This is a genomic window from Bacillus cereus group sp. N11, assembly GCF_016483605.1.
Taxonomy (GTDB): Bacteria; Bacillota; Bacilli; order Bacillales; family Bacillaceae_G; genus Bacillus_A; species Bacillus_A toyonensis.
The window spans coordinates 40,983-64,932 of sequence record NZ_JAEHBN010000002.1; the positions used below are offsets into that span (position 1 = coordinate 40,983).

Genomic DNA, 23,950 nt, shown 5'->3' on the forward strand with positions numbered 1-23,950 from the left:
CGAGTAAAGTTAGGGAAGAAATTATTATTTAAAAATAAATATGAAACCTTCTTATAAAGAGAGGCGGAGGGACTGGCCCTACGATGCCTCGGCAGCGGACTCGATTTTAGAGTGCTGTGCCAAATCCAGCAAGCATGTGCTTGAAAGATGAGAAGAGCGTTCCTTATAGATGTATAAGACCTCTTCTCGTTGGAAGAGGTCTTTTGTTATTCATTAGAAAAAAGGTTGAAACTAGGGAGAGATGGTACTTTGAAAGAAACGAGAGGAAATGGTTTAGCTTTATTACCACTTGGGATATTTTTAGCGCTATTTATTGGTTCTGGAATTATTACGGGTGATTTCTATAAATTGCCGATACTTGTAGCGATTTCAATTGCTGTAGGAATTGCTTTGGTGATGAATCGTAAAGAAAGTTTTAATGTGAAAGTAGAAAGATTCGCTAAAGGTGCAGGAAATCCGGATATTATGATTATGGTATTAATTTTTGTACTTGCAGGTGCATTTTCTGAAACAGCAAAAGGAATGGGCGGAGTAGACTCAACTGTTAATTTAGCGTTAACTATTTTGCCACCAGGATTTATCGTAGCTGGAATTTTTGTTATAGGTGCATTTATTTCATTAGCGATGGGAACTTCAATGGGAACAATTGCAGCGTTAGCACCGATTGCTGTAGGTATTAGTGGACAAACAGATATCTCAATTGCACTTACGATGGCTACTGTTGTTGGTGGAGCGATGTTTGGTGATAATTTATCATTTATTTCAGATACAACAATCGCAGCTGTTCGTTCGCAAGGAACAGAAATGAAAGATAAGTTTAAAACGAACTTTTTAATTGTATTGCCAGCTGCTATTATTACAATTGTACTATTAGTAATAATTACTTCAGGAAGTGATACGCAGGTTAAAGCTCATAGTTTTGATTGGATAAAGATTTTACCGTATGCAGGAGTACTTATTACCGCGCTACTTGGCTGGAATGTACTTATTGTGTTAACTGGTGGAACTGTATTATCTGGCGCTATCGGTCTTATAGATGGAAGTTACACGTTGGAGAGTTTCTTTAAAAGTGTAACGACTGGAATGGGCGGTATGATGGAGTTAGTATTACTTGCTATTTTAATCGGAGGTATGGTTGAACTAATTCAATATAATGGTGGGATTCAATATTTAATGAATCTTTTAACGCGTAATATTCGTTCGAAAAAAGGCGCAGAGTTCGGTATTGCTGGTTTAGTGAGTATGACGAATATGTGTACAGCGAATAATACGATTTCAATTATCTTTACAGGCCCGCTTGCGAAAAACATTGCAGATCAATATGAAATTGATCCCCGTAAATCAGCAAGTGTATTAGACCTTTTCTCATGTTGTGTGCAAGGATTAATTCCGTATGGTGCTCAAATGTTAACTGCGGCAGGGTTTGCTGCTTTATCTCCGATTGAACTGTTACCGTATGCATTTTATCCAATTTTAGTTGGGGTATGTGGAATTGTTTCGATTTTGATTGGATTTCCGAAGTTTTCGAAAGTGGCGGAGAAAAAAGAGTATCATAAAACAGCATAATTTAATATGAATGATAACTTTAGTAATTGAAACCGTGCAGAGAATATTCTCTGCACGGTTTTTTTATGTGTGGTAAAAGAGTGAATCATCCTATTCTACCTTATGTTTTTTACAGAAGGCTGAATGTATCTCGGTCTTAAGTCTGAGTTGAAAACGGTTCTTAAGCTCGTTATGGAAAAATGAAAAAATAGTTAAGATAAGAGTATCAAATCGAAGGGAGGCAAGCACAAGATGAAACAATTTCTAGCGTTTATCGCGGCCGGTATTTTGGCTTTAATTGCTCTTGGTAGTCTTGCTGGTATTGTAGGATTCGCAATCGGAGCAGGAGTTGTGTACTGGAGCTATAAATCATTTGTGCGAGCTAAATCATTTTTTGGAAAGCTAGCTTGGGGCATTGTTGGTTTAATCGGTTTATCCATTGCACTTTCTCATTCACCAGCATTAATTGGTATCGCTGCATTGGTAGTTTTGTACTACGGATACCGTGAATGGAAAAAAGAAAAAGATGTAGTTGTTGATTCAGCTTCAGAAAGTTCTAAACCATATAGCAACTTTGAAGATGAGTGGAATAAATTAATGAAAAACTAAAACAATAAACCAATAAAACAATAAATTATAAATAAAGTAGAAGAGAGGAAGATTTATAATGAAACAATCTTTATTCGGACGTGTACGCGATGCAATTTTAGCTGATTTTCATAATGTGTTAGATGAGAAAGAAAGAAAAAATCCAATTGCAATGTTAAACCAATATTTACGCGATAGTGAGCGTGAAATAACAAAAATTGAGAAGTTAATTCAGCGTCATAAAACATTAAAATCTAACTTCGCTCGTGAGCTTGAGCAAGCACGCTATTTTGTTAACAAAAGATCAAAGCAAGCTATCATTGCTCAAGAAGCAGGCGAATTACAACTGCATGAACGTGCATTAGAAGAAGTGGCGTATTATGAAGGGCAAGTAACTCGCTTAGAAGAAATGTATGCTGGTGTTGTAGAGCAAATTGATGAGTTAGAGCGTCGTCTTTCAGAAATGAAAAATAAATTAAAAGAAATGAACGCAAAGCGTATGGAATTAATGGCTCGTGAAAATATGGCGCATGCAAACCGCCGTATGAATACTGCTATTCATAAAATGGATGAAAATAATCCGTTCTTACGATTCGAAGAAATTGAAGATCACATTCGTGACATAGAGCTTCGTATAAATGAAGAGCATGAGCGTGATACATTTGATATGAAAATTGCAAAGCTTGAGCGTGAAATGAAAGAGAAAAATGAAGTATCGTTAACGAAAGAAGTAACAAAATAATTGTAGTATATTATAAAACAGGCTTATGATATAGTGATAGGAGAAAAGGTGTTGGAAAGCAATGCCTTTTCTTCTATGTATATGTGACAAGGAGGGGGGAGCTGAAATGAAGAAGCGCTTTTCAAAAACACAATTAATGGGGATGCTCCTCATCATATTTGGATTCGGTCTATTTCTTGATATGATACTTGGACATTTTGAACCAGGTGGTCTAATTTTTGCATTTATTATGCTTATGTTTGGAAGACATTATCGAAAGAAGAATCGTTACGTAAGAGGGAATGTATTTTTATTTGTCGGTGGTATAGTATTCTTATTCTTCTTATTTTCATCAGCAGCGTTTGTACTTGTCGTATTTGCTTGTTTAGCTTTAATTGGTTATCAACTGATTCAACAAGGACATCAGCAAAAAGTAATGAAAGTTGAAATTAAAGAAAAGGGATATATAGATGAAGAAAAACAAATATATCGTACAGAACCGTATATAAAAAATATGTTCGTAGGTAATGTACGAATGATGGATCATATTTATGAACTTGAAGATATTAATGTCCAATATGGTGCTTGTGATGTCGAGATTGATTTAACAACTGCTATGATTCCGGAGGGGGAAACGGTAATTGTTATTCGAGGTGTCGTTGGTAACATTCGTTTATATGTACCGTATGATATTGAATTGTCTTTAAATCATTCTGTAATTGTTGGGCGAGTACTCCTGCCAGGGCATGAAGAAACAGGTTTTAATCGTAATGTTACATTTAGAACAGAACAGTATAAAGAAGCTCCTCGTCGTATAAAAATCATTTCTTCACTTGTAGTAGGTGATACGGAAGTGAGGAAAGTATAATGAAAAAACAAAAAAATATTTCGTGGATGTATATTCGTTATTCGATGTTATCCTCAGTGAGTATCGCACTTATTTGTACAATTGTGTACGTATGGAAAAGCGAGCAACAAGTTTATGATTTATTATGGGAAGAATCCATCGCTTCTGTTCCAATTGGCTTGTTTATTATGAGCACAAGTCTCCTTATCGGGGGGATTATAGGATATGCAATCGGCTATTATATTGAGCAGCGTATACAAGGATTAAATACGTTTCTATTTGAAGTAGAACGAGGGAATTTTCCGAACGATGTTTCATTTACTGCGGATGATGAATTCCATGAAGTGGAACGAAAAGTAATCGGCCTTGCTCGTCGATTAGAGGAGCAAGCGGGATTATTTCAAAAAGTAACGAATGAACGAGCCCATTGGAATGAAGAGATGAGGCAAGAGGCGATTTCTCAAGAAAGGCATAGATTAGCAAGGGAACTGCATGATTCAGTAAGTCAGCAGCTTTTTGCAATGTCGATGATGATGTCAGCCATTAATGAACAAGTAGCTGAAATTCCAGACACGACAAAAAAACAATTACAACTTGTTGAAAATATGGTCGTAAATGCACAATCAGAAATGAGAGCATTGCTCTTACATCTACGCCCAGTACAGTTAGAAGGTAAGAAGTTAACAGAGGGTATAGAAGAATTATTAACAGAACTGTCTAGAAAGCAACATATGAAAATTGAATGGTTAATTGAGCCAATTGAATTAAAAAAAGGTGTAGAAGATCATTTATTCCGTATTGTACAAGAAGCTCTATCAAACACGTTACGACATGCGAAGGCAAAGAAAACGGAAGTACGTCTTCGTAAAATAGATCAATATGCGATTTTAAAAATTATTGATGACGGTGTTGGCTTTGAAGTGGGAGTGAATAAAGCGGGTTCATACGGTTTACGATCAATGCAAGAGCGTGTTCATGAAATTGGTGGAACATTAAAAGTACTTAGCTTTCCGGCAAAAGGTACGCAAATTGAAGTGAAAGTGCCAATTATGATTGAGAAAGGGGGAGAATCATGATAAAAGTATTACTAGTTGATGATCATGAAATGGTTCGAATGGGAGTATCAGCATATTTATCAACGCAGCCAGATATTGAAGTAGTTGGTGAAGCTGAAAATGGAAGAAAAGGTTCAGAGCTAGCGTTGCAATTAAGACCAGATATTATTTTAATGGATCTTGTTATGGATGAAATGGACGGGGTTGAAGCGACACGTGCTATTATTCAAGAATGGCCAGAAGCGAAAATTGTAGTTGTAACGAGCTTTTTAGATGATGAAAAGCTATATCCTGTTATCGAGGCAGGAGCGACAAGTTATTTATTAAAAACATCCCGAGCAAGTGATATTGCAGACGCTGTAAGAGCTACTTATGATGGAGAAACGGTATTAGAGCCGAAAGTTACTGGCAAAATGATGTCTCGTATGCGCCAGAAAAAAGAACAACCTTTACATGAGGAGTTAACAGAAAGAGAGTCTGAAATTTTGTTATTAATTGCAGAGGGGAAAAGTAATCAAGAGATTGCAGATGAGTTATTTATTGCCCTCAAAACAGTAAAGACACATGTGAGTAACATATTAAATAAGCTAAATGTAAGTGATCGTACACAGGCGGTTATTTATGCATTTAGACATCAATTAACGAAATGATAAAGTGAAACTTTAATCAGTGGGGGTTATTCCTACTGATTATTGGCCTTCACCAATCGGGCTTTTACGGGCAGTTATCTCCCGCTTACCTTCCTCGTATTCGCTGAATTTTGAGGGGGGAGTCTTACTGCCCGTTAATGCGGGGGAAAGTGAAATTTTAATCAGCGGGGGAGATTCCTCGCTGATTATTAGCTTGCATCAATTTGGATTTGGCAGTAAAATCGTTGCATCTTTTTATTGACGATAAATAATGTAAGCGTTATCATAAAGTTGTTAACAGTACATACAGAGGGGAGAATGTATATGTTAGTTCAAACTATATTCGGAATGGATAAGTCTAAAAAATTAGGGGACTATGTGAACGCATTACAAGCGCTTTGTGAACAATATAATGTTGAAACAGATAAAATTGCAATTATTGAGGCGACAGAAGAGTATTATTTATTTTTAGTAAAGCAAGAAGATTGCTATGATGTTGTCAAAGTAGAAACAGTTGATACAAATATTGAATATTATACGAAAGCGTATAAAATAAGCAGTTTTAATCATACTGCTTATCAAATGTAAAAAAACTCCCTTTCGGGAGTTTTTTTAGGATGCTTTTGCTTCGCTGGATTCCGTTAGTAGGGGAACTTTTTTCGCACCGCTTAGCTTAGCGATAGTAAGGCCGATAAGAGCTCCGGCTAATGCTGGTACTAGCCAGCCTATTCCTTCATTATATAAAGGGATAAATTCAAAATAGGGTGTGATAAATGAAACTGGAATACCGCCTTGTTTTAATCCGTCAAATACGCTCACAACTGCTGCCCCGAATAAAGCACCTACATAAACAGATCGATAACCGCCGAAATATTTATGTAGTAACGATAGGAGAACGAGTACAATCGCAATTGGATATACAACAAGTAGAATTGGAATAGAGATGGCGATAATTTTTGTTAAACCTAAGTTAGCAACTAGTAACCCTAATGCGCAAATGATACTCGCGAATGCTTTATATGAGAATGTAGTCAATAATGTTGCGAAATATTGACTGCATGCAGATACGAGTCCAACGCATGTCGTTAAGCAAGCGAGTGTAACGATAAGAGACAATAGAAGAAGACCATATGGACCGAATAGTTGTTGTACGATAACAGTAAGTAGCTGTCCACCATTTTTTGCGTATCCGAGAGAGACGCTAGTCGCACCGAGCCAGCCAAGTGCACCATATACAAGTACGAGTCCGGTAGCGGCAATAAATCCTGCTTTTGCTGTTGCAATGGCAATGGTTTTACGATCATTCACACCTTTAGAGCGAATGGCATTTACAACGATAATTCCGAATGCAAGTGCTGAAATAGTGTCCATTGTTAAGTAGCCTTCCATAAAGCCTTTGAAGATTGGAGAAGTTTGATACTCTTGCATTGCTGGTCCTGATTGCCCAAGTGGTGTAAATACGCTTTTAACAAACAATAAGAAAATAGAGAGTAATAAAATAGGTGTTAATACATTTCCAATACGATCAACAAGTTTAGATGGATTCAAACTCAGCCAAAATACGATAGTAAAGAAGATGATTGTATATACAAATAGCACTAGGCTGCTAGAGCGGATTGTTTCTGGCAAGAAAGAACTAACCCCCATTTCATAAGCGACATTTGCAACACGTGGGATGCCCATGGATGGACCGATGGCAATGTATACAACTACTGTAAAGAAAATTCCGAATAATGGATGAACATGACTTGCAAGTTGCTGCATTCCATTTCCTGATAGAGAAATTGCGATAACAGTAAGTAGTGGTAAGCCAACTCCTGTTAGTAAAAATCCAATCATTGCAGGCCAAAAGTTTTCACCTGCATTTTGTCCAAGCATGGGAGGGAAAATTAAATTACCTGCCCCAAAAAATAAAGAAAATAGCATAAGACCTGTGAAAAAAATATGTTTTTTTGATACAGTGTTCATTGTTTTTTTTCCTCCTTTTTTAAAATTCATTTGTAAGAACACAAAAAACTCGCCCCTAAAGAAAGGGACGAGTTATATTTACCCGCGATACCACCCTAATTTATACATGTAGAAATAAATCTATATGTATACGGCTTTGCAACGTACAACATGATACGTGTTCCTTGTAACGGGGGACAGCCGGTAAGAACTTACTGTAACATTCGGTTCTACTTCTCGGAGATGATTTTCGGCTACGCACTGAACGTTGGCTTTCAGCAAATCGCCAACTCTCTGGGGAACAGTCCTATAACGTACTCGTTCTCGTCAATGAATTTTAGTTCAAGTATTCTGACAGTATTGTCACATGTTTTTTTTTGAAAGTCAATATGTTTTTTTGAAAGATATATGTATATGCGGAAATATCGAAGATGATATTTGTTATTGTGAAGGAAATGATGAAGTGTAAAACAGGCGTGAATAGTTGTAGAGAAATGTAAAATTTGTAGAGAAAGTTGATATTTATAGGAGTAAAGAAGGTATTAATAGAATTTACAGAGAATAATAAAACAATCCACTTGCTGGAAAGAACAAACCAAAAGAGGTGACTGAAATGCTTGCGATGGGAGTATTATTTGGCATTATTGCTATAATTGGTTTTATGTGGTTATATTATTCGCGTTCGTTTAAACAAGCAGAAGTTTTACTCTTTCAAAAAGGTAGTTTGTTGACAAATCAGTCTAGATATTTAGTATGTCCGAAGTGTGGGAGTGCACAGGCCAGAAGTGGAGGATATCAAGAGTGTTGCAAAATTAGATTATGAAAGAAGGAAGCCTCACATTCATTTGTGAGGCTTCCTTCCTTACAATTTCCTGCCGCTCCAAATTGTCCACCGATCTCTTTCAATAATAGGAGAGATGTTTTGTAATGCGATTTGGATATGATGTAGAAGTTGAGCAAGCTCATGATCTGTTAATTCGTATAGAATGGATCGTCCGGTTCGAGGAGATAAGTCTTGTAGTAATGCTTCTACAGAATCGTGTATTTTTCGTACTTCCCATTGTGTTTGCGAAGGGAACACGTGAAGAGAATGCTTTTGTAATTCTTGCTGTATAGTAGCAGTTTTTGGTCTTCTTTTTGATTCGATTTCAATGAGTTTTGGAAATACCGAGAAAAAATATCCGCGAATGTGTTCAGGGCTTCCTGGAATTGTACAATCTTCAATGGTTCGATCTTGTAAAATAAGTACACCGTTTTTCTTTAATATACGAGAAGCTTCACGTAAAAATGTAGGAATGTCTTGTAAATGATGAATAACTGCGCGCGAAATAACTATGTCGAATGTTTCATTAGGATATGGGATGCTATGTGCATCACCGTGAATGAATGAAATGTTTGGGAAGCCGCTACAATTTTCTTTTGCTGCTTGTAATATCTCTTTTGAAAAATCAAGTCCAACAACATTTTTGGCTCCCATAAAAGCAAGTTCTTTCGTGTAAATACCACCGCCGCAGCCTATGTCAATTATTTGTTTGTTTTGTATATCTGTAATGCTTTTTATCATTTCCTCCCAAGAAACATGGGCATTTCTAGTTGCATATGTGTACTTATTATTTGCATCATGAAAATTAATGGACATTGTAAAATCCTCCCTTCAGTGTATAGTATAGCTTATTTAATATGATCTCATGTTTTTGTTTCTTATATGAAGGTTATAAGGATTTCTTATTAGAAAAGAGGGATTGAGTTGAAAGTGAAGTATGTAATGGTTTTATGTTTGATTTTATTAGCATCGTGTGGTCAAGCAGAGCAAAAGAAAGAAACGAAACAAGTAGAGGAGACGGTGAATGAAGTGGAAGAAACAATAGGGATAACTGTTATACAAAAAAAACATAAAGAGAAAAAGTTACAGGAGTCAGAAGTTAAGGCCGTAATAGATATTATAAATAATGCGGAAAAACAAGAAATAACAGGTAGCTTTGGTGAACCTGAATATGAAATACAAATTAGTAGAGATGGGAAAAAAGAAACGTATTATGCATGGTTAAGAGGAGAAGAGCGACGAGGGTGGCTACAATATAAGAAGGCAATGTACATGTTGAACGAAAAAGATACGGAAAAACTTTTGTCTATATTTCCAAAGATTCTAGAACAAAAAGAAGATGAGATACAGGTTGATCCTTTAACAGAAGTAACGAAAAAAGATTTGCAGATTACAGCGTTTCATATTAAAGCAGGGGATCAAAAAATGAATTATAAGGTACGTTATACAATTTCGCAATCACTTTACAACAAGTTAGCAAAGGAACAAGAATATTATTTGCAATTGATTTTCCCGGAAAAGGTTCAAAAATTAATTGGAGCAAAAGAGAGTGAAATGATTTCAGGTGAAAAAGTAAAGGAAGGGTATAAACAGTATGAATTGAATGTTACTGTTCCGATGAAAGATGCTTCATTATCACAATTAAAAGCATTAGAAACATATTATGAAAATTATGATTTGAAAATATTAAATAATAAAAAAGAAAAAATAGGCGTTTTTCAAAATATCATTCAAATTGTTAAAGAGTATGGTGAAAAAATGGATTTACAAAGATAAAGTGAATAGGAAAGTCTATATGGACTTTCCTAGGAAATGATAATAGAGAGGGGAGAGAATCCCCTCTCTATTACTTTGCTTTTGCAGATGGCTCATTTATGGATTTTCGTGTAATAAGAAATGAAATCATAAGAGCGGATAGAATAATAAGAGCGATGAATAAGTGATTTGGCAACCAATCTAATAATAATAGGTAGCTAACGGTATAAAAAATAAGAGTTGAGGCTAAGAAAGAGAGAGCACCTATAATGAGAGATTGTAATTTCATTTGTATCTACCTCCTTTCATTTGTATTTTTGTCTAAAAATGGATGATATAAACATTATTTCTAAGAAAAGAAAAAAATGTGTCATAATAGAGAATAGAATAAACTGAAATGGGTGCATATAGCCCATTTCAATAAGATAAAGGAGAGGGACATGAGAAATAATAAAAAAGGATTATGGGGAATTATTGTTGCAATAGGGTTATTTTTACTATCTAAGCTAAAGTGGGTATTCGCAATCTTTAAATTAGCAAAGTTTTCAACTGTATTTAGTATGTTTCTATCACTTGGTGCATACGCAGTTATATATGGTTGGAAATTTGGAGTAGCACTTGTTTATTTGTTATTTGTTCATGAAATGGGTCATTTATGGGCGGCAAGAAGAAAAGGGATACCTACATCACCGGCAATCTTCATTCCATTTATGGGGGCTCTTATTGGAATGAAAGAGATGCCGAAAAACGCAAAAGATGAAGCGTATATTGCTTATATGGGGCCTCTTTTCGGATTACTTTCATTTTTACCAGCTATTCCACTTTATATGATCACAAAAGAGCCGTTTTGGGCACTTGTTATTTTGCTTGGAAGTATGATTAATTTCTTTAATTTAATTCCCGTTTCACCGCTAGATGGTGGCCGAATTATTTCAGTGGTAAGTACGAAAATTTGGGGGGCAGGGCTTGTTTTATTGCTAGGCTATTCAATTTACTTTAAAAGTATTTTGGGAGGATTTATTTTCATTATCGGCTGTATGGAACTATATAGAGTAATAAAGAGAGATGAGCCGATTAAAGAATTAGGTTATAGAATTGATGGAATGAAAGAATATGTTGCTAAGCTTGAAGAGGAACTAAAAGAAACTGGTGCTGTGCATCGGACTATATACATGATGCATCATGAGATGAATGTATTAAGACAAAGAGAGCATGAAAAAGAATTAAAAACAGGGGAACTTCAAAGAATGGAAGTGCTAGAGCATCTTTTTCCGAAGTTTGAGCCGCTAGATTATGTTCCATATGAGGATGAAAAAGACGAGTATACAATTCACATCAGAGAGGCATTTGAAGTAGCGGAAAGACAATTAAATGAATGGGAAAAAGAAAAAGTACAAAAAGAAAACTATTATAAAGTTGATGCGAAAACGAAATGGACAGTATTCGCTTGTTATATCGGATTAATAGCTATACTTGGTTATACAGCTTATGAAGGTTATATTGTTTTACAGGAGCATTTGCCAAGGCGAAATGTGTAGAAAAATAGTGTCGAAATGATAGGAAGAATTTAAACAGGAATTGTATTTCTACGAGCGAATGATACAAGTGAAACACTCTATTGTAATATTCATAGTAGAAAAGGAGTTCTGTATATGAGGAAATTGCTAAGTGTGTTCAGCATTATAATCGTGATGATCATTGCGAGTTATAGTCTTATGAAAGTGCTATTACATTATGCGAATAAGCCCGCTGGGGTAAATACAATAGCTCAAATAGAAGCGGTACAAGAAGAGACAAAAGTGCTTGATTTTATTCGTACGACACATGAAAGTTATAATAATTTCTTAAATCATGGTAAGGCAGAGAATTATACAGACGGGGACTGGAACCATTTAAAGAAATGGTTTCAAGAACAAGAATCATCTTTAAAAAACATACATACAGAAATAAAAAATGAAAAGATCAAACGTGATGTAAATAGAAGTTATGAAATTGTAAAAAAAGGTGTGGAGCTTCAAAATATTGAGTATGTAGTTTATGCCCATCGTGTATACCATGACTTAGATATTATCGTAAATAAATATAGAGGTGAAACGAATATCTGGGGGTATACAGAATTTGGAGATGGGAAATATATAAGGGGAATTGAACAAGCAATACAGTCCAAATAATAAGCTAGCTAGCATTCTAGTTGGCTTATTTTCTTTTTGTAAGTGCAATGTTCATATATTTTTCACAAAAACACCGTGTTAATAGTGATTAAAATCACAATGTGTATAATACAATTCAGTTAAACTAAAAACAGTTAAGGAAATAGAGGAGTGGGATACAATGTTAAGTGCAAAAACAATTGAAATCGTAAAATCAACAGTACCATTATTACAAGAAAAAGGCGTTGAAATTACAACGAGATTTTATCAAATTTTATTTGAGGAACATCCGGAGTTATTGAATATTTTCAACCACACGAATCAGAAAAAGGGAAGACAACAACAAGCGTTAGCAAATGCTGTTTATGCAGCTGCGATGTACATTGATAATTTAGAAGCAATTATTCCAGTTGTAAAACAAATTGGTCATAAGCATAGAAGTTTAGGTATTAAAGCGGAACATTATCCGATTGTGGGTACATGTTTACTACGAGCGATTAAAGAGGTCGCAGGTGCACCTGATGAAGTTTTAAATGCATGGGGAGAAGCGTATGGAGTCATTGCTGATGCATTCATTAGCATTGAAGCAGAGATGTATGAAGAGGCTGCACATAAAGAAGGTGGATGGAAAGATTTCCGAAACTTTGTAGTTGTTAAAAAAGTGAAAGAAAGTGACGTTATTACATCATTTTATTTAAAACCTGAAGATGGCGGGAAAGTTTCTTCATTCATCCCAGGACAATATGTAACAATTCAAATAAATATTGAAGGTGAAACATATACACATAATCGTCAATATAGCTTATCTGATGCTCCTGGAAAAGAATATTATCGGATTAGTGTAAAAAAAGAAGAAGGTGTAGATACACCAGGTGGTAAAGTATCTAATTACTTACATGATCATGTAGGGGAAGGAGATATTCTGCCAGTAAGTGCACCAGCGGGAGATTTCGTATTAAATATGGATTCAACAGTACCAGTTGTACTAATTAGTGGTGGAGTAGGTATTACACCGATGATGAGTATGCTAAATACGTTAATTGAACAAGACTCAAAACGTAATGTATATTTTGTTCATGCAGCGATAAATAGTACTACACATGCGATGAAAGAACACGTTAAGGCAGTAGACAATGAATACGAACAAGTTAAAGCATACACTTGCTATTCTGCGCCGACTGAAAAAGATTTGGAAATGAAAAACTTTGATAAAGAAGGATTCATTGAAGGTGAATGGTTACAAACCATTATTCCGACAACTGAAGCAGAATTTTATTTCTGTGGTCCAGTGCCATTTATGAAGCATATAAATACTGCACTAATTGATTTAGGTGTGAAACAAGAGCATATTCATTATGAATTTTTTGGTCCAGCAGTAAGCTTACAATAGGGTGAGCTTGAATAAGCAAAAAACGAGGTATTATTTTACCTCGTTTTTTATTTGTTCTCTTAACAGCCGATTTACTGTTTCACGGCGTATACCTATCAGTTGACCAATTTCAGTTTGCGTTAATATTTCATATATAGGAATGTCACCTAAATATAGTGTGAACCACTCTTGTAAACGATGAAGACGTTCTTTCGGAGAGACAGTAGACAATTGGTCAATCCGCTGTTGCATCATTCTTAGTTTCGATTGTAATTGCATAGCGATGTCGGCATATGATTTAGGGTTTGCTTGAAGTCTATCGTACCATTCGCTACTAGTAATCGGTTCAACTTCTGTTTTTATTAAAGCAATAGCGGTACCGTGATATTCCTTCGGTGAAATTAAAGAATGGTGAGGTATCGTTTCACCTGGAACGATAATGTTGAATAGAAATGGTGTTCCGTCTTCTTCTAGCCGAACCACTTTTAATAAACCTGTTTTTATAAAATATAAAGGACCATCCTCGCCTTGACGGAATAGTACATCTCCTTTGTGTAGAATCAATGTTAGCCCCCCATTTAAACATTTCTATTTCTTCTATTTTAGCGTATATGTATAAAGATAATATGCTATTTGAACAGCAATTTCATTGACGAAATGTATGCTATTACAGTAGTATACTATTTAGTGTGTAATAGTACTAGCAATGAATACGCTGTAGGGGGTTTAGTATATTGTTAGATGCGATGAAGATGACGGATGTGAGAATACCAGCGAATGCTATCATTCATGTAGAAGAGATGAAAGGTGGAGTCGTTCTATCCGTTGAAATAGACGGCCAAATTATTTATACGATGGCCTATGATGAAGAAACAGATAGTTATGCTGAATTATATGATCGAAACGATAAGAGGGCGTGCCAAGTACATGAAGACTTTATGGGATGGTCACTTCTTCACTAAAAAGATGTCAATATGACATCTTTTTTTATTGAATCGATAGATTATACAAGGAAATGAAATAAAAGGATAAAATTTGTAATAAATGATTTTGCATTGTTAGCACTTTGTAACTGCATGCGAACTGTTTTTTCGCTATCATAAAGATAACAGTCGCAGCTATAGGAGTGATCAACTTGAAGAAGGTACATATTTCAAATTTTATGCTATTAAGTGTTTGTTTAGTTTTATTTGTTCTCCTAGGAGCTTTTTTATATTCATGTGTATAAAAAAACGCATTCTAGAAAGAACGCGTTATAAAAGTGAAGTAATGATTAATCTAGTTCCAAGAATTATTAATGTGATACGTAATAAATTAATTACGGCATTACCGCTTAATTTTGTATTAATATAAGCCCCGATTTTTCCGCCAATCCATGCACCAGGAATAAGAATTAATGCATAAGTCCAGCTAACATTTCCAAGAGAGATGTGAGTTGCAGAACTTACAATTGCTGATAAAAATACGATAAACATCGAAGTTGCCACAGCAATGTGTGCTGGGAATGCAAAAAGAAGCATCATCGCTGGAACAAGTAAGGCACCGCCACCAATTCCAAATAATCCAGATATAAACCCAACTATAAAGGCGATAAAGATAGCAAGAAACGGTGGGAATTGATAGTGTACAGTATTTCCTTTGTTATCTGTAAAAGACCGCTTAATGACAGACATATTTGATAAGGAAAGAGGTTTTAATTTGTCTCGTAGCATAAGAAGAATGGATACGAAAATAAGGAAAATCCCAAAATATAAAGAAAATGTATCTTGGTTTAAAAATTTATTTGCCCATGATCCGATAATACCACCAGGGCCACTCCCGATAAATAAAATAAGTCCACTTTTATAATCCACCCGTTTATGCTTCATATACGTAAGGGTAGAAGCCAGTCCTGTAAAAACGACTGTTACCATAGAAGTTCCTACTGCGAGTTGTGGTGATAAACTGTGTAATCCAATTAATAACGGAACGATAATAATTCCGCCCCCAAGCCCTACTAGGCTCCCAACGGTCCCAGCGATTAATCCGATGAAAAGTAACATGATGTATTCCAAAATTGCCAACTCCTCTATATAACTTATCCATCAATCATTATACACGCTTTTTAATAAGAAATAGGCTTGTTCACAAAAAAGTCGTCTTCCTAGAAAAATAAGGAAGACGACTTTTGATTAAAAGATTAAGTGTAATAAGTAGTAAAATAACGCAGCTAATGAAGCTGAAATAGGAAGTGTAATAACCCAAGTAATTAACATGCGTTTTGCAGTTCCCCATTTTACACCTTTCACACGATGAGAAGCACCAACCCCTAAAATAGAAGAAGAGATAACGTGCGTTGTACTAACTGGCAAGTGAATGAATGTTGCACCGAAAATAACAAGTGATGATGATAAATCAGCAGCTACACCATTTACAGGACGAATTTTCATAATTTGTCCACCGACAGTTTTAATAATTTTCCATCCACCGACAGAAGTACCAAGACCCATTGCAATTGCACAAGATAATTGTACCCAGAACGGGATGTCGCTAGAAGTATGATAGTTATTGGCCATAAGAGCCATCGTAATGATTCCCATTGCTTTTTGTGCATCATTTGTACCATGTGTATAAGCTTGTAATGCTGCAGTGAAAATCTGGAATATACGGAAGTTTTTATTCGTTTTCGTTAAGTTAAAGTTTTTAAAGACCACTTTAAAAATACTGTATACGATATAACCAATAACAAAAGCGATAATCGGTGAAATGATTAAAGCTTCAAGAATTTTAATGAATCCTTTAAGGTTTAATGAACTAATACCAGCAGCAGCAATAGCTGCACCTGCGATTGAGCCAATAATTGCATGCGAAGAACTACTTGGGATACCGTAGTACCAAGTAATTAAGTTCCAAGCTATCGCCGCAAGTAAAGCAGCTAAAATTACAAGAGAACCATTTTGTAAAGCAAATGGGTCAACGATATCTTTTGTAATCGTTTTTGCTACACCTGTAAATGTCATTGCACCTAAAAAGTTCATAATAGCTGCCATAATAATTGCATGTCTAGGCTTTAGAGCTTTCGTTGAAACAGCCGTTGCAATAGCGTTTGCTGTATCGTGAAATCCATTGATAAAGTCAAAAGCTAAAGCGCAAATGACTACTAAAACGGTCAGTATCAAGAGTGTATCCATGATCAAACTCCTTACGCGTTCTTCATAATAATTGTTTCTAATACGTTTGCAACGCTTTGGCAGCTATCAGCTACTTCTTCAAGCTCTTCGTAAATCTCTTTGTATTGAATAATCTTAATCGGATCTTTTTCACGAGAGAATAAGTGTTTAATCGCATGACGACGAATATCATCGCATTGTGATTCGTAATCCTTAATCTTAATCGCGTTCGTACGAATGTCGACCAACTTCTTTTTAGACAGTAGTTCAACAGAGTTTGCAATTTCAATTGCACATTGATTAATTGCTTCTACGAATTTAATCATGTATTCATCAGCTTCTGTAATAGAATACATTTCGAACAGACCAGCACTGTGATCTAATCCGTCTAATACATCATCCATACTCATTGCAAGTTGTAGGATGTCCTCACGTTCAATAGGAGTAATAAACGCTTTGTTTAGCTCCATAATGATTTCGTGAATAAATGAGTCACCTTTTGACTCATATTCTTTCATGCGCATAGAAAACTCTTTTAAATCGCTAGCATTTTTAATTTTATACTCCACGAAAAATTGCGCGCCTTCTTTTAAATTTTCAGAAACATTCATTAACATTTCAGAAAATTTATCTTTTTTTGATTTAAAGACCATTATTAGTTACCCCCACAAAAGTAATATATGTAAAATATATTGGCTAGTCAATTCTAACAAAAAACTGTCGTTTTTTAAAACATTTTATCGAAAAGTTTACAAAAACTTAACATAACTCTCATTGTTGTATTAATAATATTAATAATCGATATTGAATATCTTACTTGTAGAATGTCCTTTTCTTGCAAAAAGTATGAATGTGAAAGAAAAGCTTTACACTATAGGAAGGACTACGTTATTATAATAAATTTAAAAGGAGGTATATTCTTCCTTTTGAAAAGAAGAGTGTAAACAAACGAAGGAAGTGAACGAATGAAATTGAAGAACACTCACTTAAAAAAAACGCTTGAGTGGTTCAATAAGAGGAAGAAACTACGCAATTCATTAATTGTATTGGGCAGTTTACTCGTTACTCTATTTATTGCTATAAATATAATAATTTCCATTCAAGACATATCTGAATTAAAACAAGCTGTTCCGCAACCGACTTTAATTTATGATGCAAACAATGAAGTTGCGACTAAATTGGCTTCTTCTAAAACAGAAGGCGTAAAAAGGAAAGATATTCCTAACATTATGGTTCAGGCAATTGTTGCAGTAGAAGATAAGGAGTTTTTTAACCATCACGGTATTTACTATAGTGGAATTATAAGTGCGGTTTTTAAAAATATTACAGCAGGAGAAGTTGTAGCAGGGGGAAGTACAATTACACAACAACTTGCGAAAAATGTATTTTTGACACAAGACCGCACGTTCTCACGTAAAATAAAAGAATATTTTCTAACTAAAAAAATAGAACGTACTTATACAAAAGATGAAATTATTGAAATGTATATGAATCAAATTTATTTTGGTGAAGGGGCTTGGGGTATAAAAAGAGCAGCTAAATCTTATTTTGATAAAGATGTAAAAGATTTATCAATTTCAGAAGCTGCAACGATTGCGGGCTTGATTAAAGCGCCGTCTGCGTATTCGCCTTATAAAAACTTTAATAAATCAATTGAACGACGTAATGTCGTATTAAGTTTAATGAAAGAGCAAGGGTATATTTCTGAAGAACAGTACAATAAAGAAAAAGAGTCCGGTCTTGTATTAAAACGTGGTGTTGATGATAAATACAAAGGTAAATATTCTCAATATGTAGACTATATTGTTAGAGAAGCAATGGACAAGTACGAATTAACACAAAATGAGATTTTAGCAGGTGGTTATCGTATTTATACAGAGCTTGATTCGAAAAAACAACAGGCTGTAGAAGATGTTGTGAATAATGATAACTATTTTAAAGATAGTGGTTCAGATCAGCTCATGCAAACAGGAGTGGTCCTTGTGAATCCAAAAACTGGTGGTGTTCCAGCTTTAGTTGGAGGCAGAGGGCCGTATCAGTTTTTACAATTTAACCATGCTACTCAATTAAAAAGGCAACCAGGTTCAACGTTAAAGCCTCTTGCTGTATATGTACCAGCGTTAGAACAAGGGTATGAAGTATACGATATATTAAAAGATGAACCATTTAGTATTAAAGAATACGAACCGAAAAATAGTGATCTTACCTTCCATGGTAATGTGACAATGTATGAAGCGGTGGCAAAGTCGTATAATGTTTCAGCAGTTTGGCTGTTAGAACAAATAGGATTAGATAAAGGATTGAAATCTTTAGAGAGATTTGGTATTCCAATAGTGCCAGAAGATCGTACGTATCCGATTGCTTTAGGCGGAATGCATGTAGGTACATCTCCATTTGTAATGGCCCAAGCATATAGTACATTTGCAAATGATGGTGTTCAAGTGGAGGCTCATGCAATTAGAGAAATTCAAAACGCTGAAGGTGAAACGATTGGGAAATGGTATAAGAAAGAGACGCGGGTGACGAGTGAAAAAATTGCTCAAAAGATGACATATTTATTAAAAGGTGTTGTCGAAAAGGGAACAGGTGAAAAAGCGAAAGTTAATAATGTTGATACGGCGGGTAAGACAGGTACTACTCAAATTGTAAATGGTCCAAGCAATGGTGCAAAGGATTCATGGTTTGTTGGATATACGCCAGATTTAGTAGGTGCGATTTGGGTAGGATATGATAAAACAGATAGCGAGCATTATGTTCCAGGAGGGAGTCAAATTACGACGACGATGTTCCGGGATATCATGAAAAAAGCAAATGCAAATCCAGCTCAAAAAGCATTCCAGTTATCGCTAATACCAGAGGCTGACTACAAAAAACAATTGCAAACAATCGAAGAGGAAAAACGAAGAAAAGAAGAAGAGAAGAGAAGGAAAGAACAGGAACAACAAAGAAAACAAGAGCAGCAAGAGTGGTTTGATAAAGTGAAAGAGTGGATTCCATCACTTTGGTAAAAGAAGAAAGAGGCGAATAACGAAATCCGCCTCTTTTTCGTATGAAAAATAAAGTGAAACTTCAATCATTAAGGGATGTTTATTCACCGCTAATGATTAGCCCATACCAATTGGGAAATGATATTACTCGTTTAGTATAATGTTCGTACTGCCAGAGGATTGAGAATCATATGTGATAATGATTTTGCCTTTACTAATAGGTTCGTAAGGTAATTCTTCTTCATAACTACCATTATTTTCATTATGGATAGAAAGCGTGATTTCATCAATTTCTTTATTTATATACTGATCTTTAATCGTTTCAGCAATTTGAAGTAGCGTTTCGTAACTAGAAGCTTTCGTAATAAGCATTCCTTTTATAACCTTTTTTTCATTATTTGCTGCATTGGAATAAGGGATGTTACTTTGTTTTGTATACAAAAGCTTGTATGGAACTGTTTTTCTCTCTGCTTTTGATATAGTGGAATATTTTAGAGTTAAAAAAAATCCTACACATAAAATAATGCATACCATAAGAGCAACCCAGATGCGTATCAGTGACATAACTCTCATTTTCATCCCTCTTTCATATCTTTGACTTCACTATTTATCATACAAAATGAGGATTAAGATAGAGTAAATTTGAGGTAAAGAAACGTAAAGAAGGAGCACTTATCCTCCCAAATAAGTGCTCCTTTCTATATAAAAAGAGAAATTTAATTTACAGTCAAATGATGCATATTATTATAAATACGCTTATTTAGTGAAAATTAGTAAATTCGGAAAACAGATAGTGTTGCTGTTGTATCACCTGTGTTAGGAATAGAAATAGTATTTGCTGTAGGTTGTACAGCGATTGTTGTACCAGCTTGTAAAGTAACGATTGTAGAGAAAGAAACAGCACTACCGATAACGTTAGTTGAAAAATTACGAGTAGGTGGTTGACCATTGAAGGAAATACCGAATCCAAACGGTGAAGAGCCTGGGAAAGTTGTAGACGCTGAGAAATTAATATCATATACGCCTGTTTCTAAAACTGTTAAAGTATCTGCAGTATCGTTGAAAGTGATATTATTTAATTCAAAAACTTGATTGAATTGGATGTTTGTTCCAGGAAATATAGTTTGTGCGTTGGAGTTTCCGATGGACGCGATAGGTACAGGAATTGGAGTACCCGCTGGACCTGTCGCACCAGTAGCACCTTGAGAGCCTGCTGGCCCTTGAGAGCCCGCCGGTCCTTGGGCACCAGTAAGCCCCTTGAGTCCTACTAGCACCTCCTCCAAGGCAATCTGATCCGTATTGAACTAGGAATAGTTTGGATCTCTGTTATGAGTTTAACTAATTTGTCGATAGTACAACAATCTACTTTAAATAACTTAGCAAGCTTTGTAGCTCAACGTACAATGCTCCGCATGAGAAAGGTGTTGTTCTTAAAATAGTTAATAGATTAGCGATAATAGAATTTCCAATTTGTTTTTGTGCTGGAGACAAATCTAAGCAATTGAGGAATTTTTGTAGGTTATTTAGGGCAGCAATCAAGTTATCGATATTATTTTGAGAAGGTTTTTGAAAGACAGCTTGAATAGCTTGACTAAGAGCTTGAAGAAGTCTAACGAATTCTGTAAGTTCGGACTTAGAGATGTTAATATGACTACAGGCTCTGACTTCGCAACAATCATTACCATAAAATACTTTTCCTTTATTTATATTGTTTATCCTTTCATTCCTTTCTTTCATAGAATCAATAGTCGTTACTATATATTAAGATGAGATTTATACTAAATTCGTGATGGACAAACTACTATTTCTAAAAAAATAAGAAGTTTGCCTACCGAGCAAGAACAATTAAGAAATAGAGAAAAATTCATATCATTTCAAGAAGATTAAGTGAAAATAAAAAACTACAAACCAATTGTTATATATTACGTAACAATTGGTTTGCAGTTTGTAGAACAGTCCATCATTTGTATTGTTTCATTCTTTCATGGTTTGTTTTAGATAAAGTTGGAATAGAAATAGTGAAAGTTGTACCGGCTTGATTACTAGTCATTTTTAATGTACCGTTATGATTTTGAATAATTTTCTTTGTTACTGATAGGCCCAGTCCTGTTCCTGAATCTTTTGTTGAGAAGAATGGATCAAAGATATATTCTTGAATAGCTGGAGGAATACCAGTTCCATTATCTGTGAAAGTAATCCGAACGAAGTTATCTAGGCGATAACTAGTGATTTGAATAGAAAGAGGTTTTTCACCTTGAGCATCAACGGCGTTTTGAAATAGGTTTAAAAACACTTGAACAAGTTCATGGCGATCAATATGGACTAAAATATCATCTAATTCATTAGAAAAATTATAATCAATTGAAATGTTATGCAAAAAGACCTCACTTGCTAGTAGCTGTTGAATATATTCACGTAAAAATGTATTAATGGGAAACGGTTCTCTTTTAAATTCGCGTGTTTTCGATATAGATAAAAATTGTGTAATAATACTATTTGCACGATCTAATTCAGGAATAAGTAAGTGTTTAAATAATTCTTTATTGGATGGAGATACACTCTCTTGTAAAAACTGTAAGTATCCCCGTACTGTTGTAAGTGGGTTGCGTACTTCATGTGCAATCCCGGCGGCAATTCGTCCTGCTAATGAAAATTTCTCTGCATCACGTTCTGTGTTTAAATAATGAAAAACGCTAATAACTCTAAAAATCTCTCCATTATAATCGCGAATAATTCGATTATTAATAATGCCATAGTTTTTGTCTAAAACCTCTTCATTATATATTTCGGTTCCTGTTTTTAAGGTTTCAATAGCTTTAATTTTTTCTTCAGGTAAGTTAAGTAATTGTTGAATTGGCTTTCCAATTATTTCGTTTCGTATTACACCAAAATCATCTGCAGCAGCTTGATTACATAATGTAATATTCCCTTTATTATCAATAAAGGTTACATGATGTGAAAAAGCATCAAAAATATGAACAAAGTGTTTTTCAAGTTGTTCAAATAAAAATAATGAATCGCAAGTAAGTTGAAAATCAGCTTCTTTATTCTCTTTTCGTATGTTTTGAATGGAATGATTTGTTCTTGTTTTCTTTATTTGCAAACCAATATGTGGATTTTTATATGTGAAATGATGCGGCAATTGATTCACAAGTTCTTCATAAAAACGTACTTTATTTTCTAGTTCTTCTATTCGTTTTTCATGAGATAAAATATCATCGGTTGGAAGCATAAATAAATAACCCCTCAATTTAAAAATTCTTCCATTTAGTATATCATATTTTTATACGGATACTCTTAAAGAAAGAGTTACTTAATGAATTTGATTGTCCAAGATGATTGGGAAATCAGTAGAATGAATATAAGATGAAAACTGAAAGGGAGGAATATGATTGTTTTTCATTGGAGTGACAGGGTGGGGAGATCATGATTCTTTATATATAGATCCCTATGAAAATAAAAATAAATTACGAACATACAGTGAACATTTTCCTATTGTCGAAGTGGATAGTTCATTTTATGCGATGCAACCGGCACGAAATTATACGAAATGGGCGATGGAAACACCGACAGACTTTTCTTTTGTCGTAAAAGCGTATCAAGGAATGACAGGGCATATGAAAGGAGAAACTCCTTTTTCTACGTTTGATGAGATGTTTGATGTGTATAAACAATCGATTCTTCCTTTAATAGAAGCGAATAAATTAAAAATAATTTTATTTCAATATCCACCATGGTTTGATTGCAAAAAGAAAAATGTAGATTTCCTTCGATATACGAAAGAGAAAATGGAAGGTTTACCGTGTGCGATAGAGTTTCGAAATCAAACATGGTTTTATCCAGAAATGAGAGATAAAACGCTACAATTTTTAGAGAAAGAAAAATGGATTCATACAATTTGTGATGAACCGCAAGCGGGAATTGGTTCGGTTCCACTCGTATTAGAGGCGACGGATTCGGATATAACATTAATCCGCTTTCATGGTCGAAACGTTCATGGCTGGCTGGATAAAGGGGAAAATTGGAGGGCGGTTCGCTGTTTATATCGCTACAACAATAAAGAATTGGAAGAATGGGTAGAACGACTAGAGCAACTAAAAAAGAAGACAAAGGACATATACGTATTATTTAATAATAATTCGGGCGGGGATGCAGCGGATAATGCGAAACAACTTATGAAAATGATGAACATTACATATGGTGAGCCAAAGCCTGAGCAATTAAATTTATTTGAACGATGATAAAACAAGAAAGGCACTGTACAAACAGGGGGAATGTACAGTGCCTTTCTATATGAAAAAGAGGGGTAACAATGTTACTGAGCGTTTGGTTGATTCATCAATTGTTGGCTTCATAATAAATGATAATGGTTATCATTATCATTG

At 34.8% G+C, this 23,950-nt stretch carries 26 protein-coding genes, 1 riboswitch and 1 other annotated feature; of the genes, 15 read left to right on the forward strand and 11 right to left on the reverse strand.

The features are described 5' to 3' along the window. Window positions 1-48 precede the first annotated feature (48 nt). Window positions 49-154, forward strand: a riboswitch (SAM riboswitch). A 95-nt stretch (window positions 155-249) separates the two neighbouring features. From JDS98_RS04005 to JDS98_RS04035, 7 genes are all read left to right on the forward strand, one after another. After that, window positions 250-1,566 carry a Na+/H+ antiporter NhaC family protein gene (locus JDS98_RS04005; protein ID WP_000665472.1) on the forward strand — a complete coding sequence of 439 codons (1,317 nt, stop codon included), beginning with the start codon at window positions 250-252 and terminating at the stop codon, window positions 1,564-1,566. Between the two features lie 231 nt (window positions 1,567-1,797). Further along, entirely contained in the window at window positions 1,798-2,154 is a 357-nt protein-coding gene (locus JDS98_RS04010; protein WP_000808637.1) for a lmo0954 family membrane protein, read from the forward strand. A gap of 58 nt (window positions 2,155-2,212) precedes the next feature. After that, window positions 2,213-2,875, forward strand: coding sequence for a PspA/IM30 family protein (locus JDS98_RS04015; RefSeq protein ID WP_000814140.1), 663 nt, complete (start codon window positions 2,213-2,215; stop codon window positions 2,873-2,875). Window positions 2,876-2,981: 106 nt separating this feature from the next. Further along, window positions 2,982-3,722, forward strand: coding sequence for a cell wall-active antibiotics response protein LiaF (liaF, locus tag JDS98_RS04020; RefSeq protein WP_000745642.1), 741 nt, complete (start codon window positions 2,982-2,984; stop codon window positions 3,720-3,722). Continuing rightward, window positions 3,722-4,777, forward strand: coding sequence for a sensor histidine kinase (locus tag JDS98_RS04025; protein WP_000744314.1), 1,056 nt, complete (start codon window positions 3,722-3,724; stop codon window positions 4,775-4,777). Before liaF ends, JDS98_RS04025 begins: the two co-directional genes overlap by 1 nt. Continuing rightward, window positions 4,774-5,406: a response regulator gene (locus JDS98_RS04030; RefSeq protein ID WP_000598709.1), complete on the forward strand. Its 633-nt coding sequence runs from the start codon at window positions 4,774-4,776 to the stop codon at window positions 5,404-5,406. Before JDS98_RS04025 ends, JDS98_RS04030 begins: the two co-directional genes overlap by 4 nt. A 228-nt stretch (window positions 5,407-5,634) precedes the next feature. Beyond that, window positions 5,635-5,973 (forward strand): DUF3922 domain-containing protein, encoded by a 339-nt coding sequence (locus tag JDS98_RS04035; protein ID WP_131202359.1) that lies wholly within the window; start codon window positions 5,635-5,637, stop codon window positions 5,971-5,973. Between the two features lie 24 nt (window positions 5,974-5,997). On the opposite strand, the gene brnQ3 is transcribed toward JDS98_RS04035, so the two are convergent. Continuing rightward, entirely contained in the window at window positions 5,998-7,353 is a 1,356-nt protein-coding gene (gene brnQ3 / locus JDS98_RS04040) for a branched-chain amino acid transport system II carrier protein BrnQ3 (protein WP_199633582.1), read from the reverse strand. Between the two features lie 60 nt (window positions 7,354-7,413). Then, window positions 7,414-7,672: a binding site (T-box leader), on the reverse strand. Window positions 7,673-7,945: 273 nt separating this feature from the next. Here brnQ3 and JDS98_RS04045 point away from each other — a divergent pair. Further along, window positions 7,946-8,155: a hypothetical protein gene (locus JDS98_RS04045; RefSeq protein ID WP_000880630.1), complete on the forward strand. Its 210-nt coding sequence runs from the start codon at window positions 7,946-7,948 to the stop codon at window positions 8,153-8,155. Window positions 8,156-8,194: 39 nt separating this feature from the next. Here JDS98_RS04045 and JDS98_RS04050 read toward each other — a convergent pair whose 3' ends face one another. Then, window positions 8,195-8,971, reverse strand: coding sequence for a class I SAM-dependent methyltransferase (locus JDS98_RS04050; RefSeq protein WP_199633583.1), 777 nt, complete (start codon window positions 8,969-8,971; stop codon window positions 8,195-8,197). A gap of 108 nt (window positions 8,972-9,079) precedes the next feature. Here JDS98_RS04050 and JDS98_RS04055 point away from each other — a divergent pair, with 108 nt between their 5' ends. Next, the gene (locus JDS98_RS04055) at window positions 9,080-9,931 is read left to right on the forward strand and encodes a YhfM domain-containing protein (RefSeq protein WP_199633584.1); all 852 of its coding nucleotides are present in this window, start codon (window positions 9,080-9,082) and stop codon (window positions 9,929-9,931) included. Between the two features lie 70 nt (window positions 9,932-10,001). Here JDS98_RS04055 and JDS98_RS04060 read toward each other — a convergent pair whose 3' ends face one another. Continuing rightward, entirely contained in the window at window positions 10,002-10,199 is a 198-nt protein-coding gene (locus tag JDS98_RS04060) for a hypothetical protein (RefSeq protein WP_000776283.1), read from the reverse strand. Window positions 10,200-10,350: 151 nt separating this feature from the next. Here JDS98_RS04060 and JDS98_RS04065 point away from each other — a divergent pair, with 151 nt between their 5' ends. The 3 genes from JDS98_RS04065 (at window position 10,351) to hmpA (ending at window position 13,450) form a co-directional block, all read left to right on the forward strand. Further along, the gene (locus JDS98_RS04065) at window positions 10,351-11,448 is read left to right on the forward strand and encodes a site-2 protease family protein (RefSeq protein WP_087949110.1); all 1,098 of its coding nucleotides are present in this window, start codon (window positions 10,351-10,353) and stop codon (window positions 11,446-11,448) included. Between the two features lie 114 nt (window positions 11,449-11,562). Further along, window positions 11,563-12,081 (forward strand): hypothetical protein, encoded by a 519-nt coding sequence (locus JDS98_RS04070; RefSeq protein ID WP_098138218.1) that lies wholly within the window; start codon window positions 11,563-11,565, stop codon window positions 12,079-12,081. Window positions 12,082-12,241: 160 nt separating this feature from the next. Further along, on the forward strand, window positions 12,242-13,450 hold the full coding sequence (hmpA, locus tag JDS98_RS04075; RefSeq protein WP_199633585.1) for an NO-inducible flavohemoprotein: 1,209 nt from the start codon (window positions 12,242-12,244) through the stop codon (window positions 13,448-13,450). Between the two features lie 30 nt (window positions 13,451-13,480). On the opposite strand, the gene JDS98_RS04080 is transcribed toward hmpA, so the two are convergent. After that, window positions 13,481-13,993 (reverse strand): Crp/Fnr family transcriptional regulator, encoded by a 513-nt coding sequence (locus JDS98_RS04080; RefSeq protein WP_000600584.1) that lies wholly within the window; start codon window positions 13,991-13,993, stop codon window positions 13,481-13,483. Between the two features lie 170 nt (window positions 13,994-14,163). On the opposite strand from JDS98_RS04080, the gene JDS98_RS04085 reads away from it, so the two are divergent. Further along, the gene (locus tag JDS98_RS04085) at window positions 14,164-14,391 is read left to right on the forward strand and encodes a hypothetical protein (RefSeq protein ID WP_000883006.1); all 228 of its coding nucleotides are present in this window, start codon (window positions 14,164-14,166) and stop codon (window positions 14,389-14,391) included. A gap of 291 nt (window positions 14,392-14,682) precedes the next feature. Here the strand turns inward: JDS98_RS04085 and JDS98_RS04090 are convergent, their stop codons facing one another. From JDS98_RS04090 to JDS98_RS04100, 3 genes are all read right to left on the reverse strand, one after another. After that, window positions 14,683-15,483: a sulfite exporter TauE/SafE family protein gene (locus JDS98_RS04090; RefSeq protein ID WP_000455752.1), complete on the reverse strand. Its 801-nt coding sequence runs from the start codon at window positions 15,481-15,483 to the stop codon at window positions 14,683-14,685. A 117-nt stretch (window positions 15,484-15,600) separates the two neighbouring features. Further along, window positions 15,601-16,599, reverse strand: coding sequence for an inorganic phosphate transporter (locus JDS98_RS04095; protein ID WP_000380277.1), 999 nt, complete (start codon window positions 16,597-16,599; stop codon window positions 15,601-15,603). A gap of 11 nt (window positions 16,600-16,610) precedes the next feature. After that, on the reverse strand, window positions 16,611-17,231 hold the full coding sequence (locus JDS98_RS04100; protein ID WP_000231446.1) for a DUF47 domain-containing protein: 621 nt from the start codon (window positions 17,229-17,231) through the stop codon (window positions 16,611-16,613). A gap of 312 nt (window positions 17,232-17,543) precedes the next feature. Here JDS98_RS04100 and JDS98_RS04105 point away from each other — a divergent pair, with 312 nt between their 5' ends. Further along, the gene (locus JDS98_RS04105) at window positions 17,544-19,586 is read left to right on the forward strand and encodes a transglycosylase domain-containing protein (RefSeq protein ID WP_098106615.1); all 2,043 of its coding nucleotides are present in this window, start codon (window positions 17,544-17,546) and stop codon (window positions 19,584-19,586) included. A gap of 123 nt (window positions 19,587-19,709) precedes the next feature. Here the strand turns inward: JDS98_RS04105 and JDS98_RS04110 are convergent, their stop codons facing one another. From JDS98_RS04110 to JDS98_RS04120, 4 genes are all read right to left on the reverse strand, one after another. Further along, window positions 19,710-20,138 (reverse strand): hypothetical protein, encoded by a 429-nt coding sequence (locus JDS98_RS04110; RefSeq protein ID WP_001265581.1) that lies wholly within the window; start codon window positions 20,136-20,138, stop codon window positions 19,710-19,712. A 197-nt stretch (window positions 20,139-20,335) separates the two neighbouring features. Beyond that, on the reverse strand, window positions 20,336-20,839 hold the full coding sequence (locus tag JDS98_RS30675; RefSeq protein ID WP_371399103.1) for a Gly-Xaa-Xaa repeat protein: 504 nt from the start codon (window positions 20,837-20,839) through the stop codon (window positions 20,336-20,338). A gap of 88 nt (window positions 20,840-20,927) precedes the next feature. Further along, a complete protein-coding gene (locus tag JDS98_RS30680) occupies window positions 20,928-21,302 on the reverse strand; it encodes a collagen-like repeat preface domain-containing protein (protein ID WP_371410945.1) in 375 nt (124 codons plus the stop codon). 223 nt (window positions 21,303-21,525) lie between these two features. Next, window positions 21,526-22,797, reverse strand: a complete 1,272-nt coding sequence (locus JDS98_RS04120; protein WP_000938019.1) for a PAS domain-containing sensor histidine kinase — start codon at window positions 22,795-22,797, stop codon at window positions 21,526-21,528. A 160-nt stretch (window positions 22,798-22,957) separates the two neighbouring features. Between JDS98_RS04120 and JDS98_RS04125 the strand changes: the two genes are divergently transcribed. After that, on the forward strand, window positions 22,958-23,806 hold the full coding sequence (locus tag JDS98_RS04125) for a DUF72 domain-containing protein (protein WP_000465099.1): 849 nt from the start codon (window positions 22,958-22,960) through the stop codon (window positions 23,804-23,806). The last annotated feature ends 144 nt before the right edge of the window (window positions 23,807-23,950 follow it).

Coding starts and splice junctions, on each gene's coding strand:
- JDS98_RS04015 (WP_000814140.1), top strand. CDS start 2,213: ATGAAACAATCTTTATTCGGACGTGTACGCGATGCAATTTTAGCTGAT.
- JDS98_RS04100 (WP_000231446.1), bottom strand. CDS start 17,231: ATGGTCTTTAAATCAAAAAAAGATAAATTTTCTGAAATGTTAATGAAT.
- JDS98_RS04030 (WP_000598709.1), top strand. CDS start 4,774: ATGATAAAAGTATTACTAGTTGATGATCATGAAATGGTTCGAATGGGA.
- hmpA (WP_199633585.1), top strand. CDS start 12,242: ATGTTAAGTGCAAAAACAATTGAAATCGTAAAATCAACAGTACCATTA.
- JDS98_RS04060 (WP_000776283.1), bottom strand. CDS start 10,199: ATGAAATTACAATCTCTCATTATAGGTGCTCTCTCTTTCTTAGCCTCA.
- JDS98_RS04065 (WP_087949110.1), top strand. CDS start 10,351: ATGAGAAATAATAAAAAAGGATTATGGGGAATTATTGTTGCAATAGGG.
- liaF (WP_000745642.1), top strand. CDS start 2,982: ATGAAGAAGCGCTTTTCAAAAACACAATTAATGGGGATGCTCCTCATC.
- JDS98_RS04105 (WP_098106615.1), top strand. CDS start 17,544: ATGAAATTGAAGAACACTCACTTAAAAAAAACGCTTGAGTGGTTCAAT.
- JDS98_RS04010 (WP_000808637.1), top strand. CDS start 1,798: ATGAAACAATTTCTAGCGTTTATCGCGGCCGGTATTTTGGCTTTAATT.
- JDS98_RS04025 (WP_000744314.1), top strand. CDS start 3,722: ATGAAAAAACAAAAAAATATTTCGTGGATGTATATTCGTTATTCGATG.
- JDS98_RS30680 (WP_371410945.1), bottom strand. CDS start 21,302: ATGAAAGAAAGGAATGAAAGGATAAACAATATAAATAAAGGAAAAGTA.
- JDS98_RS04050 (WP_199633583.1), bottom strand. CDS start 8,971: ATGTCCATTAATTTTCATGATGCAAATAATAAGTACACATATGCAACT.
- JDS98_RS04110 (WP_001265581.1), bottom strand. CDS start 20,138: ATGAGAGTTATGTCACTGATACGCATCTGGGTTGCTCTTATGGTATGC.
- JDS98_RS04095 (WP_000380277.1), bottom strand. CDS start 16,599: ATGGATACACTCTTGATACTGACCGTTTTAGTAGTCATTTGCGCTTTA.
- JDS98_RS04120 (WP_000938019.1), bottom strand. CDS start 22,797: ATGCTTCCAACCGATGATATTTTATCTCATGAAAAACGAATAGAAGAA.
- brnQ3 (WP_199633582.1), bottom strand. CDS start 7,353: ATGAACACTGTATCAAAAAAACATATTTTTTTCACAGGTCTTATGCTA.
- JDS98_RS04070 (WP_098138218.1), top strand. CDS start 11,563: ATGAGGAAATTGCTAAGTGTGTTCAGCATTATAATCGTGATGATCATT.
- JDS98_RS04045 (WP_000880630.1), top strand. CDS start 7,946: ATGCTTGCGATGGGAGTATTATTTGGCATTATTGCTATAATTGGTTTT.